Source organism: Streptomyces sp. NPDC047081 (assembly GCF_040643775.1).
Classification (GTDB): Bacteria; Actinomycetota; Actinomycetes; order Streptomycetales; family Streptomycetaceae; genus Streptomyces.
On sequence record NZ_JBEYUY010000015.1, the window covers coordinates 78,615 to 96,067 of the forward strand.

Consider the following 17,453-nt stretch of genomic DNA (forward strand, 5'->3'; position numbering starts at 1 on the left):
GAAGAGAAGGATCAAAGCCACTGTGAACTACGACGTAGTCAGCCTCGTGCTGGCCTTCGCCGCCGTGGCGCGCTCCTACGCGCCCGACGTGTGGTTCCTGGTGCGGCGCCTGCTCGGCGCCGGTGTCCGCATTGGGGCCCTCGCCCTCAGCGAACAGCAGCCGCACGCCGCCTCGACGTCCCCCGCACCCGCCTCCCGCACCGAGGGAGGCCACCGATGACCAGCCCGCACCCCGACCCCGCAGGACCCACCACGCACAGCCTCGGCCCCGTGGCGCCGCCCGAGTTCTGGGACTTCCACGCTCGTTACGACCGGGCCTGCTTCGAGTACAGCCGTATCCACCTCGGCGGCGACGCCGTGGCGGCCCGGCGGCTCGTCAGCCGTACCTTCCTCCAACTGGCCTCCGTCTGGCCCAGGTTGGCTGCCATGGAGAACCCCGGCGCGTATGCCTGGGCGTTGTTCAAGAGCTGCGTCCACGGCGAACTCGCCGCCGAGGGCCGCAGTCCGGCCACGACCGAGACGCTGGCGTTCGAGCGGGCCATCCGTGCCGCCAGCGCGCCGCTGCTCGGTGCCTTCCGCAGCGCCTTCCAGGCCGAGTACTGCGACGAGATCGACGAACTGGAGGAAGGGCTGGGGCTGTTCGGGCAGATGGCCCGGCTGAGTGAGCGTCAGTTCGACGTGCTCCTGCTGCGCGATCTGCTGGAGTTCGACACCAAGGAGACGGCGCTGATCATGGGCATCCGTGAAGCCACCGTCCGCTCCACCCGCCGCACCGCGATACACCGGCTCGCGGCCGCGATGGGGTACGGGGTCGAGAGCGCCCCCGAGGCGGTCCCCGCCGACACCGACACCGCCGACGCCACTTCCGGCACCGCTTCCGAAACGGCCGTCGACACCGCTTCCCGCGCCGTTTCCGATACCGCCTCCGACGACAAGGAGTGACCCACCCGTGAACCGCACCCCGCGCAGCGTCGAGGAGGCATTGCGCCGTTCCCGCGTCTTCCGCGGCGAGTACACCCGCGCCGACCTGGAGGACGCCCGGCACGACCTCGCGCGCGAACTGCACGAGCTGCGCCGGGTGCGGTTCCCCCACACGGCAGCGCAGTGCGGCCATCTCGCGCCGGCCCACCCGGCCGCCCCGCACGAACGGGCCGCGTACGACCTGCTGTTGCTGTGCCGCGGCACCGTCCACCACGACAGCGCCGCCCGCCATGTCTCGGCCTTCGACACCGACCGCGACCCCGACGGCGCCCTGACCTTCGCCTGTCTGCTGTACCTGGCCGACGAGGAGGAGGGCGCCCAGTTCTGGTGGCGCTACACCGCCGGCGCCGGCAGCGTCACCGCCGGCCTGTGCCTGTACCTGCTCCACCTGCGCCGCGGCGACCTGCGCGACGCCCGGCACTGGGCGGGCCAGATCAGCCGCCTCGACTCCCTGGCCTGGAGCACCTACACACCCGTACCGCACCAAGCGCGGACGGACACCGACGCTTCCGGTTTCCCCGGCGTCCGCTACAGTCTCCCGGCGCCGGCGCCCGCCGTCTCCGAACGGGCGGTCAGGGACGCGGTCGACGACCTGGAGACCCCGTCGGCGGCAGGCCTGGGCCCCGTCCCGCAGCCCATCCCCGAACTCGCCGCGAGCTGGGAGGAGTTGACAACCGCGTGACCGAAGCCTCGTAACGAACCATCCAGGTGGAACAGCACCGGCAGCACCGGCAGCAGAGGAAACGGGGGAACAGGTGACGCGCGAGGCGCGGCAGCAGGGTGAGCCAGGAGGACACACCGGCGAGCCCGCGTCCGTACCCCCACCGCCGCCCCAACCCCTCTGGCGGCAAAGGCACTTCGGCGTCTTCTGGGCCGCCCAGACCCTCTCCGTCCTCGGTGACTCCTTCGCCCTGATCGCCCTGCCGCTGCTCGTCCTCCAGGCCATCGGCTCGCTCGCCCGCATGGGCCTGCTGACCGCGGTCGGCGGGGCGGCCTCCGTGCTGGCCGCGGTCTTCGCCGGCGCCGTCGTCGACCGGGTCGACCGCCGCCGCCTCCTCATCGTCTGCGACCTCGTCCGCATGGTGCTCTACGGCGTGATCCCGCTGGTGTGGCTGTTCGGGCCGCGGATCTGGCTGCTGTACGTCGTGCTGCCGCTCTGCGAGGCCGTCGGCATGCTCTTCGCGGTCGGCTATGTCACCGTCGTCCGCGGCCTGGTCGGCACCGAGCAGCTGACCGAGGCCAACGGGCGGCTGAACGCGACCGCAGCGGCGGCCGGTGTATTCGGCCCGGTGTGCGCCGGCTTGATGGCCGCGGCGGCGGGCCCGGCCACGGCCGTCGGCGTGGACGCGGCCAGCTTCGGCGTCTCCGCGGCCTGCCTGCTCCTCGTCCGCTTCCGCGCCCGCCCCGCCGCCGACGCGGACGGACCGGCCCGGCGCACGACCCTCCGGCAGGACCTCCGCACGGGCGTCTCCTTTCTCTGCGCCCACCCGGTCCTGCGCTCCCTCACCGCGCTCCTCTTCGTCTTCAGCTTCCTCACCCTCGGCCTGACCGACCTGGTCATCTACCACCTCAAGCACGACCTCGGCCACGACGACGGCACGGTCGGCACGGTCATGGCATGCGGCGCGCTGGGTACGATCGCCGGCTCGCTCCTGGTCGCCCGCATCCGCCGCCGCCTCGGCTTCGGCCGCACCTGGCCCGCGGCGGTCGCGCTGAGCGGACTGGCCTTCGCAGGCCTCGGCCGGACCCACGACGTCCCTGTCGTAGCCGTCCTGAGCGCGACCTTCCTGGCCTGCGTGGCCATCGCGGGCACCTGCTCCATGTCCCTGCGCCAGGAAGTAACCCCCGAGCCCCTCCTAGGCCGAGTCACCTCCGCCTTCTGGACCCTCCAGTACGCGGCGGCCCCCATCGGCGCGGCAACCCTGACCTGGGCAGCGGAACAGCAGGGCACGGCCCCGGTGGGACTGGTAGCGGGCGGCTGCTGCGTACTGATCGCGGTCGTCGCGCTCTTCACGCCGATACGGCGATCCGGCCGCACCCCCTGAGCGGGGTGCCGCCGGTCAGTGGCGCTGTAAATCCTGCCCAGTCGCCGCCACCCCGCTCAGCTGCCGCCCGGCACCACCACCCACCGAGCCAGCCCAGCACCCCCGACCCCCGCCACCACCAGCGCAGCGAGCGCCACCCGCAGGCTCGTAGCCCCCGCCAGCACCCCCACCGCCGGCCCCGCCAGCAGGAAGCCCGGCCACTGGCCGATCGTGATGACCGAGACGGCCTCGCCGGGTGGGATCGTCGGCTGGCGGCCGGCCAGGGCTATGGCTGCCGGGAGGACGCAGGCGATGCCCAGGCCCGTGATCACGAAACCGGCCAAGGCCGAGTAGAGGGTGGGGTGTACGACCGTCACGGTGACGCCCGTCGCGACGGTGAGCAGGGAGACGCGCAGGAAGCCCCGGCGGCCCAGGCGGGCCACGAAGCGGTCGCCCAGGAGGCGGCAGGCTAGGATCGCCACCGAGAAGCTCGTGTAGGTCGCCGCGCCGAGTGCCGCGCCCTCGTCCAGGTAGTCGGCGACGTACACCGAACTCCACTGGGACGCGGCCCCTTCGGCGAAGGCGCCCAGGAAGGCGATGCCGCCCAGCAGGACCAGCTGGGGTGTGAACCGGTGCCGTACCGGCCGCCGTTGCTCCTTGGCGGCCGGGGCCTCCTCCGGCAGCCCGGAGCCCAGGAACAGGAGCAGTGCTCCGAGGACACCGCTGCTCGCCGCCATCTGGATCCCCGGCCGTACGCCCGTCGCCGCCGCCAGCGTGCCCAGCGTGCCGCCCGCCAGGACGCCCACGCTGTAGCAGGCGTGGAAGCCGGACATCAGGGGGCGGCCCTGGGCGCGCTCCGCCGCCACCGCGAGCGCGTTGACGGGTGTGGCGAGGAAGGTCGCCCCGACTCCCCACATCGTCAGGCCCAGCACCAGCGTCGGGACGGAGCCGGCCCCGGCCAGGACCGGCGCGTTGAGAAGGACGACTGCGGAGCCCGCGAGGGCCAGCCGGCGGCTGCTGACCCGGCCGATGAGGACCGTGATCAGGACGATCGCCACGACGTCCCCGGCCGCCGAGGAACTGCTCAGCAGTCCCCAGCGGGCCGTGTCCACCCCGACCTGGTCCCGGATCGCCGGGATCCGGGCCATCCAGCCGCCCTGGGTGCCGCCGAGGACGACGAACACCAGACGGACCGCGAGGCGGGTGCGTAAGTCGGCGGATGCGGCCGTACGGGCCGTCATCCGTTCACCCCCGTGTAGTGGTCGAGGCTCCACCGCCACAGCAGCCTGGCCGCGACATAGCCGAGCAGCCCGATCAGCGGGGAGGCCGCCGCCAGCCAGTACGGGACGCCCGTGTCGTGGCCGTGGCCGGTGAGGACCGCCGCCGGGAAGTAGGCGACGAACGCGAGGGGGAGGCCGAAGGTGAGGAAGCCGCCCACCGCCTTGGGCAGGACGTTGAGCGGGTAGCTGCCGAAGGTGCCGAGCAGCTCCTCCAGCCAGCGGCCCCAGTAGTCGGCCGCCGGGAAGCGGAGCGAGGCGCAGGCGACGATCGTGAACAGGGCCGCCTCCAGCAGCATGCCGCCGAGGAGGCAGGCGATGAGGTACGTGATCCGCCCTGCGTTCCAGTCGAGTTGGCTGCGGCTCAGCGCACCCGCCATCAGTCCCGCGGCCACCGTGAGGTCACCGATCGCGTTGGTGGGGAAGTACTGCAGCTGCACCTGGCGGTGGACCGGCAGGGGCCGCACCAGATAGATGTCGATGACGCCTTCCTGGATGAACCGGCCCACCCCGTGCAGCCGGCCCAGGAACAGCACGAACAGCCCGTGCGCCAGCATGCGCGTCGCCGGGATCAGCAGCACGTCGGAGCTGTCCCAGCCGCCCATCCCGGTGAACCGGGCCAGCAGCACGGTCGCGAACACGATCACCGACACCTGCCAGATCGCGCCGATCGCGATGTTCAGCAGGAACTCGACCCGGTACTCCATCTGGGCACGGATGTTGAGACGCGTGATGCGCCAGGCGATCCGGACGGCGTTCACAGGCCTCAGCCTCCCTGGGAGACGACACGGCGGGCGGCCCGCCGCCACAGGAACCGGGTGAAGAGGAAGAGCACGACGACCCACCCCGCCTGGATCGCCAACTGCCCGCCCGCGTCGGCCAGTCGGATCCGGCCGATGTAGAGCGACAGCGGCACGCTGAGCGTCGCCTGGAAGGGCAGGAAGCCGCTCATCGCGCGGAACCAGTCGGGGAAGAACCACAGCGGCGCGTACACCCCGGACAGCAGGTTCTGCGCGAAGATCAGGATCAGCACGGCGGAGGTGTTGCGCAGCATCCAGAAACACCACTGGTCGATCAGCAGCATGACGAAGTAGAGGATCAGCTGGCCGAGCAGCAGGCTGACCACGAACACCCCTGCCACCGCAGCCGACTTGGGCGGTTCGACGACCCCGGCCGCGAGGCACACCACGTATCCGGCGAGTGCCCACGCGGCCCCGTACACCTGCTCGCCGAGCGCGCGCAGCGCGTGGTAGCGGGCGGGCGGCAGCGGGCGCAGGTACCAGTACACGATGGTGCCGAAGTGCATGTGCTGCAGCACGGTGTCCCGGCCCGCGTACTGGTCCAACTCCCGCAGCCGGGAGGCGAGTACGGCCAGCACCGCGTAGGTGATCGCCTGCTCGCGGCTCAGCCCGGCCGTCGGCCCGGAGTGCGCGTACAGACCGCTCCACAGGGACGCGACCAGCACCACCTGGACGACCAGCCGGATCAGGACGGCCGTCATCCGCGGCGGGGCGTGCAGCTCGCCGAGCGGGGTGACGCGGGCGGCGCGCCAGGCGTGCGGGACCGCCATCTCAGACCCCTTCGGCGACCGGACCGGCGTGGACGTAGGCGGCCCGCATCACGTCCTCCAGGTCGGCCTCGTCGATGGCGACGCCCGTCACCTCGTACCGCTCGATGACCGCCTTCAGCGCCTGGTGGACGGTAGGTGCCTCGGGCCCGTCCGGCCCGAACACGACCTGCGGTCCGTCCTGCCGCAGCAGCGCGATCCCCGGCGGTGGCGGTACGACGTCGGCGTGCGCGTCGGCGAGTGTCGCGCGCACCTGCCAGGTCGAGCCGTACGTGCGGCGGATCTCGTCGAGCGTGCCGTCGAGCACCAGCCGCCCGTGGTTGATGAGCACGACCCGCTCGGCGAGCCGCTCGACCTCGGTCATGTCGTGGGTGGTCAACAGGACGGTACGGCCCCGCTGTTCCACCTGGTGCCTCAGGAACTCCCGCACCTGTTCCTTGACCACGACATCCATGCCGATGGTCGGCTCGTCGAGGAAGACGACCGGCGGGTCGTGCAGCAGCGCGGCGGCCAGGTCGCAGCGCACCCGCTGGCCGAGCGAGAGATGGCGGACGCGGGTGTCCCAGAACGCGGACAGTTCGAGGATGCCGTCGAACTCCCGCAGCCTGGCCGCGTGTTCGGCCTTGGGCACCTCGTAGATGTCCCGCAGGATCGCGAACGACTCACGCACCGGCAGATCCCACCACAGCTGGGTGCGCTGCCCGAACACCGCGCCGATGTTACGTGCGTTGCGCTCCCGGTCCTCGTACGGCACCACGCCGGCGACCCGGGCCTCGCCCGAGGTCGGTGTGAGGATGCCGGTGAGCATCTTGATGGTGGTGGACTTGCCGGCGCCGTTCGGGCCGAGCAGGGCGAGGAGTTCACCCGAGGCCACGTCGAAGCTGATGTCGGAGACGGCGTGCTTGACCGTCCGCTCCGGGTTGACCAGGGAACGCAGCGCGCCGGTGAAACCGGGACGGCGGACCGTGGTGTGAAAGGTGCGCGACAGACCGCGGACCTCGATGCTGCCGATCAACCGTCCTACCTCCGGGTGAGTCGTATCAACCAGACGGTCGCCGCGAGCGAGGCGGCGGAGAGCGCGGTGAGCAGCCAGGGGACCGCGTGGATGCCCGAGGCCTCGATGCCCACCCCCAGCAGCGGGGGAGCCGCCACTCCGCCGACCATCGACGCGGCGATGACCCAGGCACCGGCGCGCCTCGCCTGGGGAAGCGCCCTGTTCAGCCAGGGCAGTCCGGTCGGGAAGACCGGCGCGATGAACAACCCAACACCGGCGTACGCCACCGGCGCCACTCCTTTTACACGTGCCAGCAGCAGGCAGACGGTCATGCCGGCCGCGCAGATGGTGAGGATGCGCTCGGGGGAGTACTTGAGGGTGATCGGTACGACGAGGAAACGCCCCGCCGTCATCATCAGCCAGTAAACGGAGGTCGCCGAGGCGGCCACGGTCGCGGTGTAGCCGACGGTCTCCAGATGGGTGGGCTCCCAGCCGCCGACACCGGCCTCGACGCCGACGTTCAGGATGTAGAGGACGAGGAAGCCGACGAGGATGCGGGGGAGACCCAACGAGCCTGCCGCCTTCTCCGCCGACTGCTCAACAGGCTTGGTCCGTACGCCGCTTGAGCCCAGGACCACCAGCACCGCCGCCAGCGCCGCACACGCCCCGAAGGCGTACGCGTACTCGTCCGGGCCGAGCCAGGCCACCACCGCCGGTCCGAGCACCGCACCGATGCCGAAGTGGGCGTTGAGGACGTTCAGCATGGCTGTGGAGCGGTCGCCGAAGCCCGCCGCGAACAGCTGGTTGAGGCCGTAGTCGATGCCGCCGAAGCCGAGCCCGGCGAGGAAGGCGGCCGCAAGGGCGAGGGGCCAGTTCGGGGCGAGTGCGAAGCCCGCGCCGCCGAGCGCCATCAGCGCGTAACTCGCCGCCAGCAGCGCCCTGTTGCTTATTCGGGAGTGGATGGCGTTGAAGGCGAGCACGCCCGCGACACCACCCGTGAAGTGCAGGCTCAGGCCGAGGCCCGCGCCCGACGGGGAGAGGCCGAACTCCGCGCGCAGGCCCGGCACCGCGGGGCCGTACAGCGCCTGGAGCATGCCGATGAGGACGAAGCCGACGCAGGACGCGACCGCGGCCGACCGGCTGAAGAGCCGGTCGGCCGCGGGGGTCCTCAGGACCGTGTCGTTCAACTGACGTCCGGGATTTCCGAGAACACGAAGGAGAACTCCACCGGTTCGGCGTGCAGTTGGTACTGCGGCAGTACACCTGGGCCGCAGGACCCGGTGCCGATGCCGTGCAGCGCGTGGTCGAGGTTCACCCACACCGTCTCGCCCGGCGTCAGGTCGGTGAGGTGGGTGGCCGCGTCCAGCTGCTCGGTCGTCCAGCGCCGGGCGGTCAGGAAGAACTCCGGGTCGCCCTCGACGCGCAGTCCGCCGAGCTCGGCCCAACGGACATCGGCGCGGGCGCCGTTCTCCTGCGGACGGAGGTACGGCGTCTGCAGCCCGTCCACCGTGGACTCCCAACGGCCCACCCTGGAGGCCGCCTTGGTGTCCGGGTAGCCCTCGCCGGGGCCGCCGCCGTACCACGTCACGGCATCGGCGCGGGTGAGCCCGAAGCGCACGCCGAGGCGCGGCAGCGCCACCGGCCACTCGCCCTCCGGACCCACCGAGACGGTCAGCTTGAGGCGGCTGCCGTCCGAGGTCCAGCGGTACACGGCGGCGAGGCCGAACTCCCAGGCGGCCGGGGCGACCCGAGAGCGCACGGTCAGCGCGTCGTCGTCGAGCTCCACCGCAGCCAGCCGGTGCCGCATGCGGTGCAGCCCGTACTTGCGCCACTGATCGGAGGTACGTACGCCGGTCAGCCACTCGGCGCCGTCGTCGTTGTCGGTCGTGGCCCGCCACACGTCCAGGCGCAGCCCGCTCACCTCGATGCCGCCGATCGTCCTGAGCGCACCGGTACGGGCGTCGAAGGAGGCGGGACCGAGCGTGATCACGCCGTCGCCGGCCACCGGTCCGTTGGTCGCGGCGACGGACGGCAGGGTCCGTGCGGTGACCGGGACTTGGCCCCACGCCACCTCGTGGCCCTTCGGCCCCCAGGCGGTGTCGGCGGCCAGCAGCGCCCGTACCGTCCACTGCGTCTCGCCGTCGCCGTGGTCGGCGGGCGGCTCGGGCAGCTTCACGTCCGCCGACTCGCCCGGAGCGAGCGCGGGCACCGGCAGAGAGCCCGACTCGACGCTCTCGCCGTCCACTTGGTAGGACCACTCGAAGGCGAATGCGGACAGATCGGCGAAGTCCTGCTTGTTGGTGACCCGCACGGCACCGTCGGTGCCCTCGATGGAGACCGGCTCGATGACCTTCTTGAACTCCAGGAGCCCGGGCGAGGGTTGACGGTCCGGGAAGATCAGGCCGTCGCAGACGAAGTTCCCGTCGTGCAGCTCCTCGCCGAAGTCACCGCCGTAGGCGAAGCCCAGCTCGGGGTGGGTGACACCGTGGTCGATCCACTCCCAGATGAAGCCGCCCTGCAGCCGCTCGTACTTCTCGAACAGCTCCTGGTAGTCGGCGATGCCACCCGGGCCGTTGCCCATGGCGTGCCCGTACTCGCAGAGGATGAAGGGGAGTTCGCGCCGCTTGTGCGTGCCCCCGTCCAGCTCCTGGCCGATCTGCTCGACCTCGGCGTGGTTCGCGTACATCCGCGAATAGACGTCCGTGTCACGGCAGTTCCAGTCGCCCTCGTAGTGCACGAGGCGCGAGGAGTCGCGGCCGTGGATCCACTCGGCCATCGCGGTCAGCCCGCGGCCGGTGCCGGCCTCGTTGCCCAGCGACCAGATGACCACCGACGGGTGGTTCTTGTCGCGCTCGACCATGCGCTCGGCGCGGTCGAGGAGGGCCGGGGTCCAGCGGTCGTCGTCGACGGGGTTGTCCCGCCAGGCCTGTTCGGTGAAGCCGTGGGTCTCCAGGTCGCACTCGTCGATCACCCACAGCCCGTACTCGTCGCACAGGTCGAGGAAGGCCGGGTGCGGCGGGTAGTGCGAGGTGCGCACGGCGTTGAGGTTGTGCCGCTTCATCAGCAGCACGTCCTCGCGCATGGTCTCCAGATCGAGGGCGCGGCCCTTCTCCGGATGCCATTCATGGCGGTTGACGCCCTTGAAGAGGATCGCCTTTCCATTGACTTTGATGAGCCCGTCGACGAGCTCCACGGTCCGGAAACCGATGCGCAACGGCACCCGCTCGCCCGCGGTGACCAGGACACCGTCGTACAGCTTCGGCGTCTCGGCGGTCCACGGCTCGACGCGTACCGTAACCGTTTCCCCGGTCTCGACATCGATGTCCAGGGCGGGCACGGACACCCGCCCGTCGACGTCGGAGTCGACGCGCAGGGTGCCCTCGCCCGTGACGTGGTCGTAGGAGGCGTGCACGAAGAAGTCGAGCGCGCTGCCGGCCGGGCGGTGCAGCAGGGTCACGTCCCGGAAGATGCCCGGGAGCCACCACTGGTCCTGGTCCTCCAGGTACGAGCCGGCCGACCACTGGTGCACCCGGACGGCGAGGACGTTGCCGCTGGGCTTGAGCAGATGCCCGACCGCGAACTCGTGCGGCAGCCGGGAGCCCTTGAACTCGCCGATGTCCGTGCCGTTGAGCCAGACGCGGGCGCAGGACTCGACGCCGTCGAAGCGGATGACGGCGCCGCCGTCCGAGGGCCAGTCCTCGGGCAGGTCGAAGACGCGGATGTGGTCGCCGGTCGGGTTCTCCGTCGGGACGTGCGGCGGGTCGACCGGGAAGGGGTAGAGGTGGTTGGTGTAGATGGGCAGGCCGAACGCGCCCTCGCCCTGGAGGACCCAGTGGCCGGGGACCGTGACCTCGGCCCAGCCGGTGGCGTCGTACCCCTCCGCGGCGAAGGAGTCGTCCTCGGCGTCGGCGGTCGGCGAGACACGGAGCCGCCAACTGCCGTTGAGTGAGAAGGACTTGGCGTCGGAGGCCGCGTACCAGGCGCGGGGCGGAAGGGCCCCGCTGCCGGGCGCGACGTCCTCGACGTAGTCGATGGCCGTGGCCGTGCGGAAAGACATCGGTCTCCAGGTCGTGAGTGCAGGCCTTCAGGGGAGGGCGTCAGCCCTTGATGCCAGTCTGCGCGATTCCCTGCACCAGCCAGCGCTGGAGGAACAGGAACACGAAGATCAGGGGCAGGATCGAGACGGCGGTGGCCATGAAGATCAGGTGGAAGTTGACGGTCTGGTTGGTCATGAAGGACGAGAGCGCGATCTGCACGGTCCAGGAGCTCGGGTCCTGGCCGATGACCAGCGGCCACAGGAAGGAGTTCCAGGCGCTGATGAACGTGATCACGGCGATCGCCGCGAAGAAGTTCAGCGAGTTGGGTACGACGATCCGCCAGTACGCGCCCCAGTAGCCGAGCCCGTCCACGCGTGCCGCCTCCTCCAGCTCCTTCGGGAATCCCAGGAAGTACTGCCGGAAAAGGAAGCAGGTGAAACCACTGAACAGGCCCGGGATGATCAGACCGCGGTAGGTGTCCACCCAGCCGAGGGAGGACACCAGCACGAAGCTGGGCACGAAGGTGACGGCCGTCGGGACCATCAGGGTCGCGAGTACGGCGTAGAAGACCTTGTTGGCGTGCTTGTACGGGATGCGGGCGAGGCCGTAGCCGGCCAGGGAGCAGACCAGGAGGGTGCCGAGAGTGGTCGACACGGCGACGACCAGCGAGTTCACCATGGAGCGGCCGAACTCGACCGTGGGGTCGTCGAACAGTTCGGAGATGTTGCTCCACTGGAAGGAGGGCAGCAGCTTCCAGTTCTCGCCCGTGATCTCCGGGTCCGTGGAGAGGGCGTTGCGGACGATCAGGTAGAACGGGACCAGGAAGAGCAGGGCCGCGACGCCGACGGAGACGTACAGTCCCGTGTTGCCGAGGATGCCCCGGGCCCTCTTGCGCTGCTTGCCCACGTGAGGTGCGGTGGTGGTCACTTGGACTCGTCCCCCCTTCCGAAGCCCATGAACTTGCCCTGGACCAGGGTGACGAGGCAGATGAGCAGCGACAGGATGACCGCGCCCGCGCTGCCGGCTCCGTAGTCCTGGTTGGTGCCGAGGGCCGCCTTGTAGAGCTCCATGAGCGGTGTCTGTGCCCAGGTCGCCTTGGTTCCGATGATGTTGAAGAACTCGTCGAACGCCTGGTACGCGGCGATGAGCAGCAGCAGGATCACCGCGGTCGAGGTGGCCCGCAGCTGCGGCAGCGTGATGTACCGGAAGGTCTGCCAGCCCTTCTTGGCGCCGTCGATCGCGGCGGCCTCGTACAGCTCGGCCGGGATGTTCTGCAGCGCCGCCAGGAACAGGATCATGTAGAACCCGGACTGGATCCACAGCCGCAGGGTCACGATGACCAGCCAGTACCAGGGCGGGGTCGGGTCGGCGAGATAGGCGATGTTGTCGACGCCGAACCAGCCGAGGACGGTGTTCATCAGACCGAAGCGGACGCCGCTGAAGATGGACATCTTCCAGATCAGCGCGGCGGCGACGTAGGACACGGCGGTCGGCAGGAAGAACACCGACCGGAAGAAGGCCCGCATGAACCGCAGCCGGTTCACCAGCAGCGCCAGCCCCAGGGACAGCGCCCAGGTGGTCGGCACGATGAACGCGGCGAACACGCTGAACGTCCACAGCGAATCGGGGAAGTTGCTGTTGGTCAGGATCTGCTTGTAGTTGTCGAAGCCGATGAAGTTGCTCGGCGTGACGGTGTACCGCGCGTCGAAGAAGCTGAGCCAGATGCTCCAGCCGATCGGCACGAAGACGAAGATCACCAGGCCGATCAGGAAGGGCCCGGTGAAGAGCCAGAAGTTGAAGGTCGGGTTGCCCCGCAGGCCCCGCCGCGGCCGGGCCTTGGAGGCCTTGGCCGGGGCGGGGGACTGGGCGACCCCGAGCTTGGTGGTGGTCGACATGTCGTGGTCTTCCCGGCGGCCTATCCGAACAGCTTCTTGAGCTCGACGTCGACCTTCTTGTCGCACGCGTCGAGCGCCTTCTCCGGGTCGCCGTTCTTGCGGACGGAGGACGCGATCACGTCGTTGAACGCGGTGATCATCACCTGGTCGAAGCCGATGTTGTCGAAGTGGCCGTAGTCGGTGAAGAGCTTGACGGCCTCGGCGGGCAGACCCGACTTGAGCTTGGTGGCGGACTGGGCTATCGAGGTGCGCGGCGGGATGTGGAAGCCGTAGGACAGCGCCCAGTCCTCCTGGTACATCTTCTGGTCGATCCACAGCCACTTGACGTATTCCTTGGCCGCGTCGACGTTCTTGCCCTTGGCGTTGACGTAGATCGACCAGCCGCCGTTGTAGACCGACAGCTTGCCGGCGCTGCCGATCTTCGGGAACGGGAAGATGCCGAGGTCGTCGCCGAGCGCCTTCTGCATGGCGGGCATGGACCACATGCCGCCCCACTGGATGGCGCACAGGCCCTGGTCGAGCGAGGACGGGTCCCAGAAGTCGGTCGGGGCGTCCAGCAGCACATGACCGCTGGTGAACAGGGTCCGCAGCTTCTTCAGGCCCTCGACGACGCCGTCGGTGTGGTAGCCGATCTTGTTGTTCGCGTCGAGGGTCTCGGCGCCGGCCGAGAAGATCAGGTTGTTCTGGATCGCGGTGAAGTCGTTGCCGAGGAAGACGCCCTTGACCTTGTCGGTGGTGAGCTTGGCGGCGGCCTCCAGCAGCTCGTCCAGCGTGGTCGGGACCTCGACCTTCGCCTTCTCCAGCATCGACTTGCGGTAGTAGAAGAACTGCGGGTCGTCGATCATCCGGATGCCGTAGATCTTGCCGTCGACCGTGTGCGACTTGATGTCGGCCGGATTGAAGTCGTCCTTGACCGGGTCGATGAGGTCGCTCAGGTCGGCCACCTGACCGCTCTTGACCAGCTGCAGCTGCGGGTGGAACTCGAAGACGTCCGGGGCCTGCTTGGTGAGCAGCGCCGAGAAGAGCTTGGCCTCGAAGTTGTTGCCCGTGATCCAGTTGGTGGTCACGTTGGCGTCCTTGTACGCGGCCGCGTAGCGCTTGATGGCCTGCTCGGTCCCGGCCTCGCCGTAGGCGTGGAAGTACTGGACGAGCTGCTTGCCCGAACCGGACCCGCCCCCGCGCCCGTTGTTGCTCCCGCACGCCGCCAGCGTGCCCGCGGCGGCCATGCCCGCGGCCGCCCGGAAGAGCGATCGGCGGGAGAAGTTGCTGTTGCTCAATGCCGACATGCTGACGTCCTTGTCTCGATATGCGGCTGCGGCTCCACGGCTTCAGCGCTACGTGGCTCGAATTGCTCTGCGGTGCGGGACGTTAACCTTCGGCTAAGGCTTCGGCAAGGGGTTGGACGAAGTCTGTTCGAAGCGTTAAATCCGGTTCGGAATGACGAACAGGGCGGTGGGGCAAGGGGGTTGAGGGCCGCCGGGTCAGGGGTGCCGGCGGCCCTCGGTCCGAGGGTTCCTCGGAGCTCTCTACGGTTCTCCTACGGGGTCACTGCCTGGCCCACGCCTCGTTGGCCCCGCCGTTGCAGCTGTACAGGATCACCTTGCTGCCGTCGGCGGTCGCCTGGCCGCTGACGTCCAGGCACTTGCCGAACGCCTCGCTGAGGATCTGCCCGTTGGCGTTCAGCAGCCACCGCTGGCTCGCGTCGCCGGTGAAGTCGGAGGATGTGGTCAGCCCCGAACTCCCGGCCGTCAGATAGCCGTTCACGCCCTTCAGGGCACCCTCGGCGTCGTACGACCACGACTGCTCGGCGCCGCCGGTGCAGGTGCTGATCGCGGCCCCGGAAGTGCTCGCGGTGAGGCACTTGCCGGACTGCTTCCCGGCCAGCGCGCCCGTGACCGCCGTACTCCCGTGGCCCTTCTGGTCGAGGACGTACGTCGTGACGGAGCGGGCGGCGAGGGTCGCCGTGGCCGTCCCGCCGCTCACCGACGGCTTCGCGACGCGCGCCCAGTCCTCGGTGGCCGAGGTCCGCACGGCCTGCGTGGCCCGTACCGGCGACTTGCTGTTGAAGTGCAGACTCAGCGGTGTGTCCGTGGAGTTGTGGTTGTTGACCACGACCACCCACTTGCCGTCCTTGTCGTACGAGGACACCTCGACGCCGTCCGGCGCGCCCGTCACGTTGTGCGCCACCGAGCCCGGCCTGACGAACTTGCTGTACTGGCCCAGCGCGTAGTACCGCTTCGTGAAGTACAGCGTCTGGTTGCCGTTCGTCGCGTAGTCCGGGTCGTAGTAGACCAGGCCGTCGTTCCAGCCGACCTCGTTCTTCGCGTACGGGTCGGTCCCGTAGCCGCTCGCGAGCGCCACCCACCACTGGAAGGCCGAGTCGTGGGCGCTCGCGAAGTCCTTGTAGATGATCCTCGACATCAGCAGGGCGTTGTCGATGGTCGGGTCGTACTCCTGGTTCCAGCCGGTCGAGCCCTTGCCGAAGCAGCAGATCTCGGTGGCCCAGGACTTCTGGCCGACGGTCCTCGACGTCTCGTAGACATTGGCGAGTTGGCCGTCGTTCGGATTGTTGTACGTGTGGTGCGCCAGGGCCGAGACGTACTGCTGGGTGTCCGGCTGCGAGATCCACTGCGGGAGTTCGGAGACGAACTGGGTGGTCTGGCTAGACTCGTCGGCGATGATCGACGTCTTCTGCTTCCGGGCCCGCTGCTCGGCGCCCAACGCCCTGACGATGTCGTCGCGTTGGTCGACCGTGACCTTCATGCCCTCCTGGCCGCACGAACCGAAGTCGTTGTCCGGCTCGTTGAAGGGGCTGATGTAGTCCAGCTGCACGCCCTGGCGGGCGAAGTGGTCGGTGACGTCGGCGACGTATTTGGCGTAGTCGCCCTCGTTCTCCGGCTTCAACTGGCCGCCGCAGGACTGCCCGTTGGTCGTCCACTGCGCGGGCGCGCTGTTGACGAAGCCGATCAGGTCCTTCACGCCGTAGCGGGCCGCGGCCTTGAGGAAGGTCTGCCCGCCCTCGTCCGCGCTCCAGTCGTACGAGCCGTCGGACTTCAGGAAGTCCTCGGCGGCGCGGGCGGGCGTGGTGACCGCGACGCCGCCACCGCCGATGTTGTAGCGGTAGGAGGACAGGTCCAGGCCCTGCTTCGAGAACAGCAACTTCGCGACCCGGGCCTGGACTTCGGGCTTGAAGTACCGCAGGTCGTCGACCCACCAGGCGCCGGACGCGCCGATGTCGTCGATGGTCTGCGCGGCGTGCGGGGAGACCTCGGCCGCCGTGGGGGTGGCGGCCGAGGCGGTCGGGGCGGATATGAGGGGACCCGTGACGGCCAGCGCGGCTGCGGCCGTCAGCAGGAGGGATCTACTGCGGTGGGGGTGAGGCACGTGCATCCCTTCCGTCGTCGTGAAGGTGGTGCGTTACGGCTCGTCATGAAGGTGGTGCGGTACGGCTCCTTGCGGGGGTCGTGCGCTTGGCGGTCCTCTGGCCCACCGACTGCAGCGCGCCCTCCAGCGCGAAGGTCGCCGCGCCCAGGCAGGCCGGGTCGGTGGGGATGGGGGAGAGGACGATCCGGGTGGCGGCCATCGGCCGCGGCAGCGCGTGCCGTCCGACGGCCTCGCGCACCTCGTGCAGCAGCGGTTCGCCGAGACTGCGGGCGACCCAGCTGCTGAGCACGACGATCTCCGGGTTGAGGACGTTCACCAGGTTCGCGATACCGGCGCCGACGTAACGGGCCGTCTCCCGTACGACCTTGACGGCCACGGGGTCGCCCGCGGCCACGCCACGGGCCAGCGCGTCGATGGTCGCGGTCTGGTCCTCGGGGTGGAGCAGGGGGCTCTGCGGGCTCAACTCCCGCAGATTCAGCATGATTCCGGGTGCGCCGACATAGGCCTCCACACAGCCGTGGTTGCCGCAGCGGCACAGCCGTCCGTCCAGGACGAGCGTCGTGTGACCCCACTCGCCGGCGCTGTTGCTCACGCCCCGGTACAGCCCGCCGCCGAGCGCGAGCCCGGCGCCGACGCCCGTACCGAGGTTGACCACGACCGCGTCCCCGCGCCCGCGCGCCGCCCCGAACCACATCTCGGCGACCGCGCCCGCGCGCAGCGGGTTGTCCAGGTAGAGGGGGTAGGCGATGACCTCGGAGAGCAGGTCGAGCAGGGGCACGTCGTGCCAGTCCCAGTTGGGCGCGTACTCCGAGATGCCGGTGTCGCGGTCCACCTGCCCCGGCACGCTCACCCCGACGCCCAGCACCCGCGCGCCCTCGATCCCGGCCTGCGCGACCACGGAGCCGACGGCGGCGGCCACATGGCTGACCACCTGCTCGGGCAGGGACTCGCCGGGGCGCATGTCCTCGTCGGCGCGGGCGAGCACGTTCAGCGCGAGGTCGAACAGCTCGACATGGACGTACGTCTCCGCGATGTCGACGCCGATCAACGCGCCCCCCGACGCGTTGACGGCCACGAGGCCCCGCGGACGGCCGCCCGCCGAGTCCTCGAACCCGACCTCCGTGATCATCCGCAGGTCGAGCAGCTCTCCGACGAGTGTGGCGACCGTCGCGAGGCTCAGCCCGGTGGCGGCCGCCAGCTCCTGCCGGGAGGTGGGAGACTCGGCGATGATCTGGCGCAGCACCTCGTAGCGGTTCGCGGTGCGGATGTCACGTGAGGTGCGCTTCACGCCCCG

The 17,453-nt window shown here is 70.0% G+C and carries 15 protein-coding genes; 4 read left to right on the top strand and 11 right to left on the bottom strand.

From position 1 onward, the window contains the following. The first annotated feature begins 22 nt into the window (after positions 1-22). From ABZ848_RS27105 to ABZ848_RS27120, 4 genes are all read left to right on the top strand, one after another. Positions 23-220, top strand: coding sequence for a hypothetical protein (locus ABZ848_RS27105; RefSeq protein ID WP_360835989.1), 198 nt, complete (start codon positions 23-25; stop codon positions 218-220). Next, positions 217-942, top strand: coding sequence for a sigma-70 family RNA polymerase sigma factor (locus ABZ848_RS27110; protein WP_360835991.1), 726 nt, complete (start codon positions 217-219; stop codon positions 940-942). The genes ABZ848_RS27105 and ABZ848_RS27110 overlap by 4 nt, the downstream gene beginning before the upstream one ends. Positions 943-949: 7 nt before the next feature. Next, positions 950-1,663: a hypothetical protein gene (locus tag ABZ848_RS27115; RefSeq protein WP_360835992.1), complete on the top strand. Its 714-nt coding sequence runs from the start codon at positions 950-952 to the stop codon at positions 1,661-1,663. Between the two features lie 73 nt (positions 1,664-1,736). Next, on the top strand, positions 1,737-3,026 hold the full coding sequence (locus ABZ848_RS27120) for an MFS transporter (protein WP_360835994.1): 1,290 nt from the start codon (positions 1,737-1,739) through the stop codon (positions 3,024-3,026). 56 nt (positions 3,027-3,082) lie between these two features. On the opposite strand, the gene ABZ848_RS27125 is transcribed toward ABZ848_RS27120, so the two are convergent. The 11 genes from ABZ848_RS27125 to ABZ848_RS27175 all read right to left on the bottom strand — a co-directional run bounded on the left by ABZ848_RS27125 (position 3,083) and on the right by ABZ848_RS27175 (position 17,447). Next, the gene (locus ABZ848_RS27125) at positions 3,083-4,246 is read right to left on the bottom strand and encodes an MFS transporter (RefSeq protein WP_360835996.1); all 1,164 of its coding nucleotides are present in this window, start codon (positions 4,244-4,246) and stop codon (positions 3,083-3,085) included. Beyond that, a complete protein-coding gene (locus ABZ848_RS27130; RefSeq protein ID WP_360835998.1) occupies positions 4,243-5,043 on the bottom strand; it encodes an ABC-2 family transporter protein in 801 nt (266 codons plus the stop codon). Before ABZ848_RS27130 ends, ABZ848_RS27125 begins: the two co-directional genes overlap by 4 nt. Before the next feature lie 5 nt (positions 5,044-5,048). Then, the gene (locus ABZ848_RS27135; protein ID WP_360836000.1) at positions 5,049-5,852 is read right to left on the bottom strand and encodes an ABC-2 family transporter protein; all 804 of its coding nucleotides are present in this window, start codon (positions 5,850-5,852) and stop codon (positions 5,049-5,051) included. A gap of 1 nt (position 5,853) precedes the next feature. After that, positions 5,854-6,864, bottom strand: a complete 1,011-nt coding sequence (locus tag ABZ848_RS27140; RefSeq protein ID WP_360836001.1) for an ATP-binding cassette domain-containing protein — start codon at positions 6,862-6,864, stop codon at positions 5,854-5,856. A 5-nt stretch (positions 6,865-6,869) separates the two neighbouring features. Next, on the bottom strand, positions 6,870-8,030 hold the full coding sequence (locus tag ABZ848_RS27145; RefSeq protein ID WP_360836003.1) for an MFS transporter: 1,161 nt from the start codon (positions 8,028-8,030) through the stop codon (positions 6,870-6,872). Beyond that, positions 8,027-10,900, bottom strand: coding sequence for a glycoside hydrolase family 2 TIM barrel-domain containing protein (locus tag ABZ848_RS27150; protein ID WP_360836005.1), 2,874 nt, complete (start codon positions 10,898-10,900; stop codon positions 8,027-8,029). Before ABZ848_RS27150 ends, ABZ848_RS27145 begins: the two co-directional genes overlap by 4 nt. A 40-nt stretch (positions 10,901-10,940) precedes the next feature. Beyond that, complete coding sequence (locus tag ABZ848_RS27155; protein WP_360836007.1) at positions 10,941-11,807, bottom strand: carbohydrate ABC transporter permease; 867 nt, start codon at positions 11,805-11,807, stop codon at positions 10,941-10,943. Further along, positions 11,804-12,775 carry a sugar ABC transporter permease gene (locus ABZ848_RS27160; protein WP_360836009.1) on the bottom strand — a complete coding sequence of 324 codons (972 nt, stop codon included), beginning with the start codon at positions 12,773-12,775 and terminating at the stop codon, positions 11,804-11,806. Before ABZ848_RS27160 ends, ABZ848_RS27155 begins: the two co-directional genes overlap by 4 nt. A gap of 20 nt (positions 12,776-12,795) precedes the next feature. Beyond that, on the bottom strand, positions 12,796-14,061 hold the full coding sequence (locus ABZ848_RS27165) for a sugar ABC transporter substrate-binding protein (protein WP_360836011.1): 1,266 nt from the start codon (positions 14,059-14,061) through the stop codon (positions 12,796-12,798). Between the two features lie 259 nt (positions 14,062-14,320). After that, positions 14,321-16,165: a glycoside hydrolase gene (locus ABZ848_RS27170; protein WP_360836013.1), complete on the bottom strand. Its 1,845-nt coding sequence runs from the start codon at positions 16,163-16,165 to the stop codon at positions 14,321-14,323. 37 nt (positions 16,166-16,202) lie between these two features. Beyond that, positions 16,203-17,447 carry an ROK family transcriptional regulator gene (locus ABZ848_RS27175; RefSeq protein WP_360836014.1) on the bottom strand — a complete coding sequence of 415 codons (1,245 nt, stop codon included), beginning with the start codon at positions 17,445-17,447 and terminating at the stop codon, positions 16,203-16,205. Positions 17,448-17,453 lie beyond the last annotated feature (6 nt).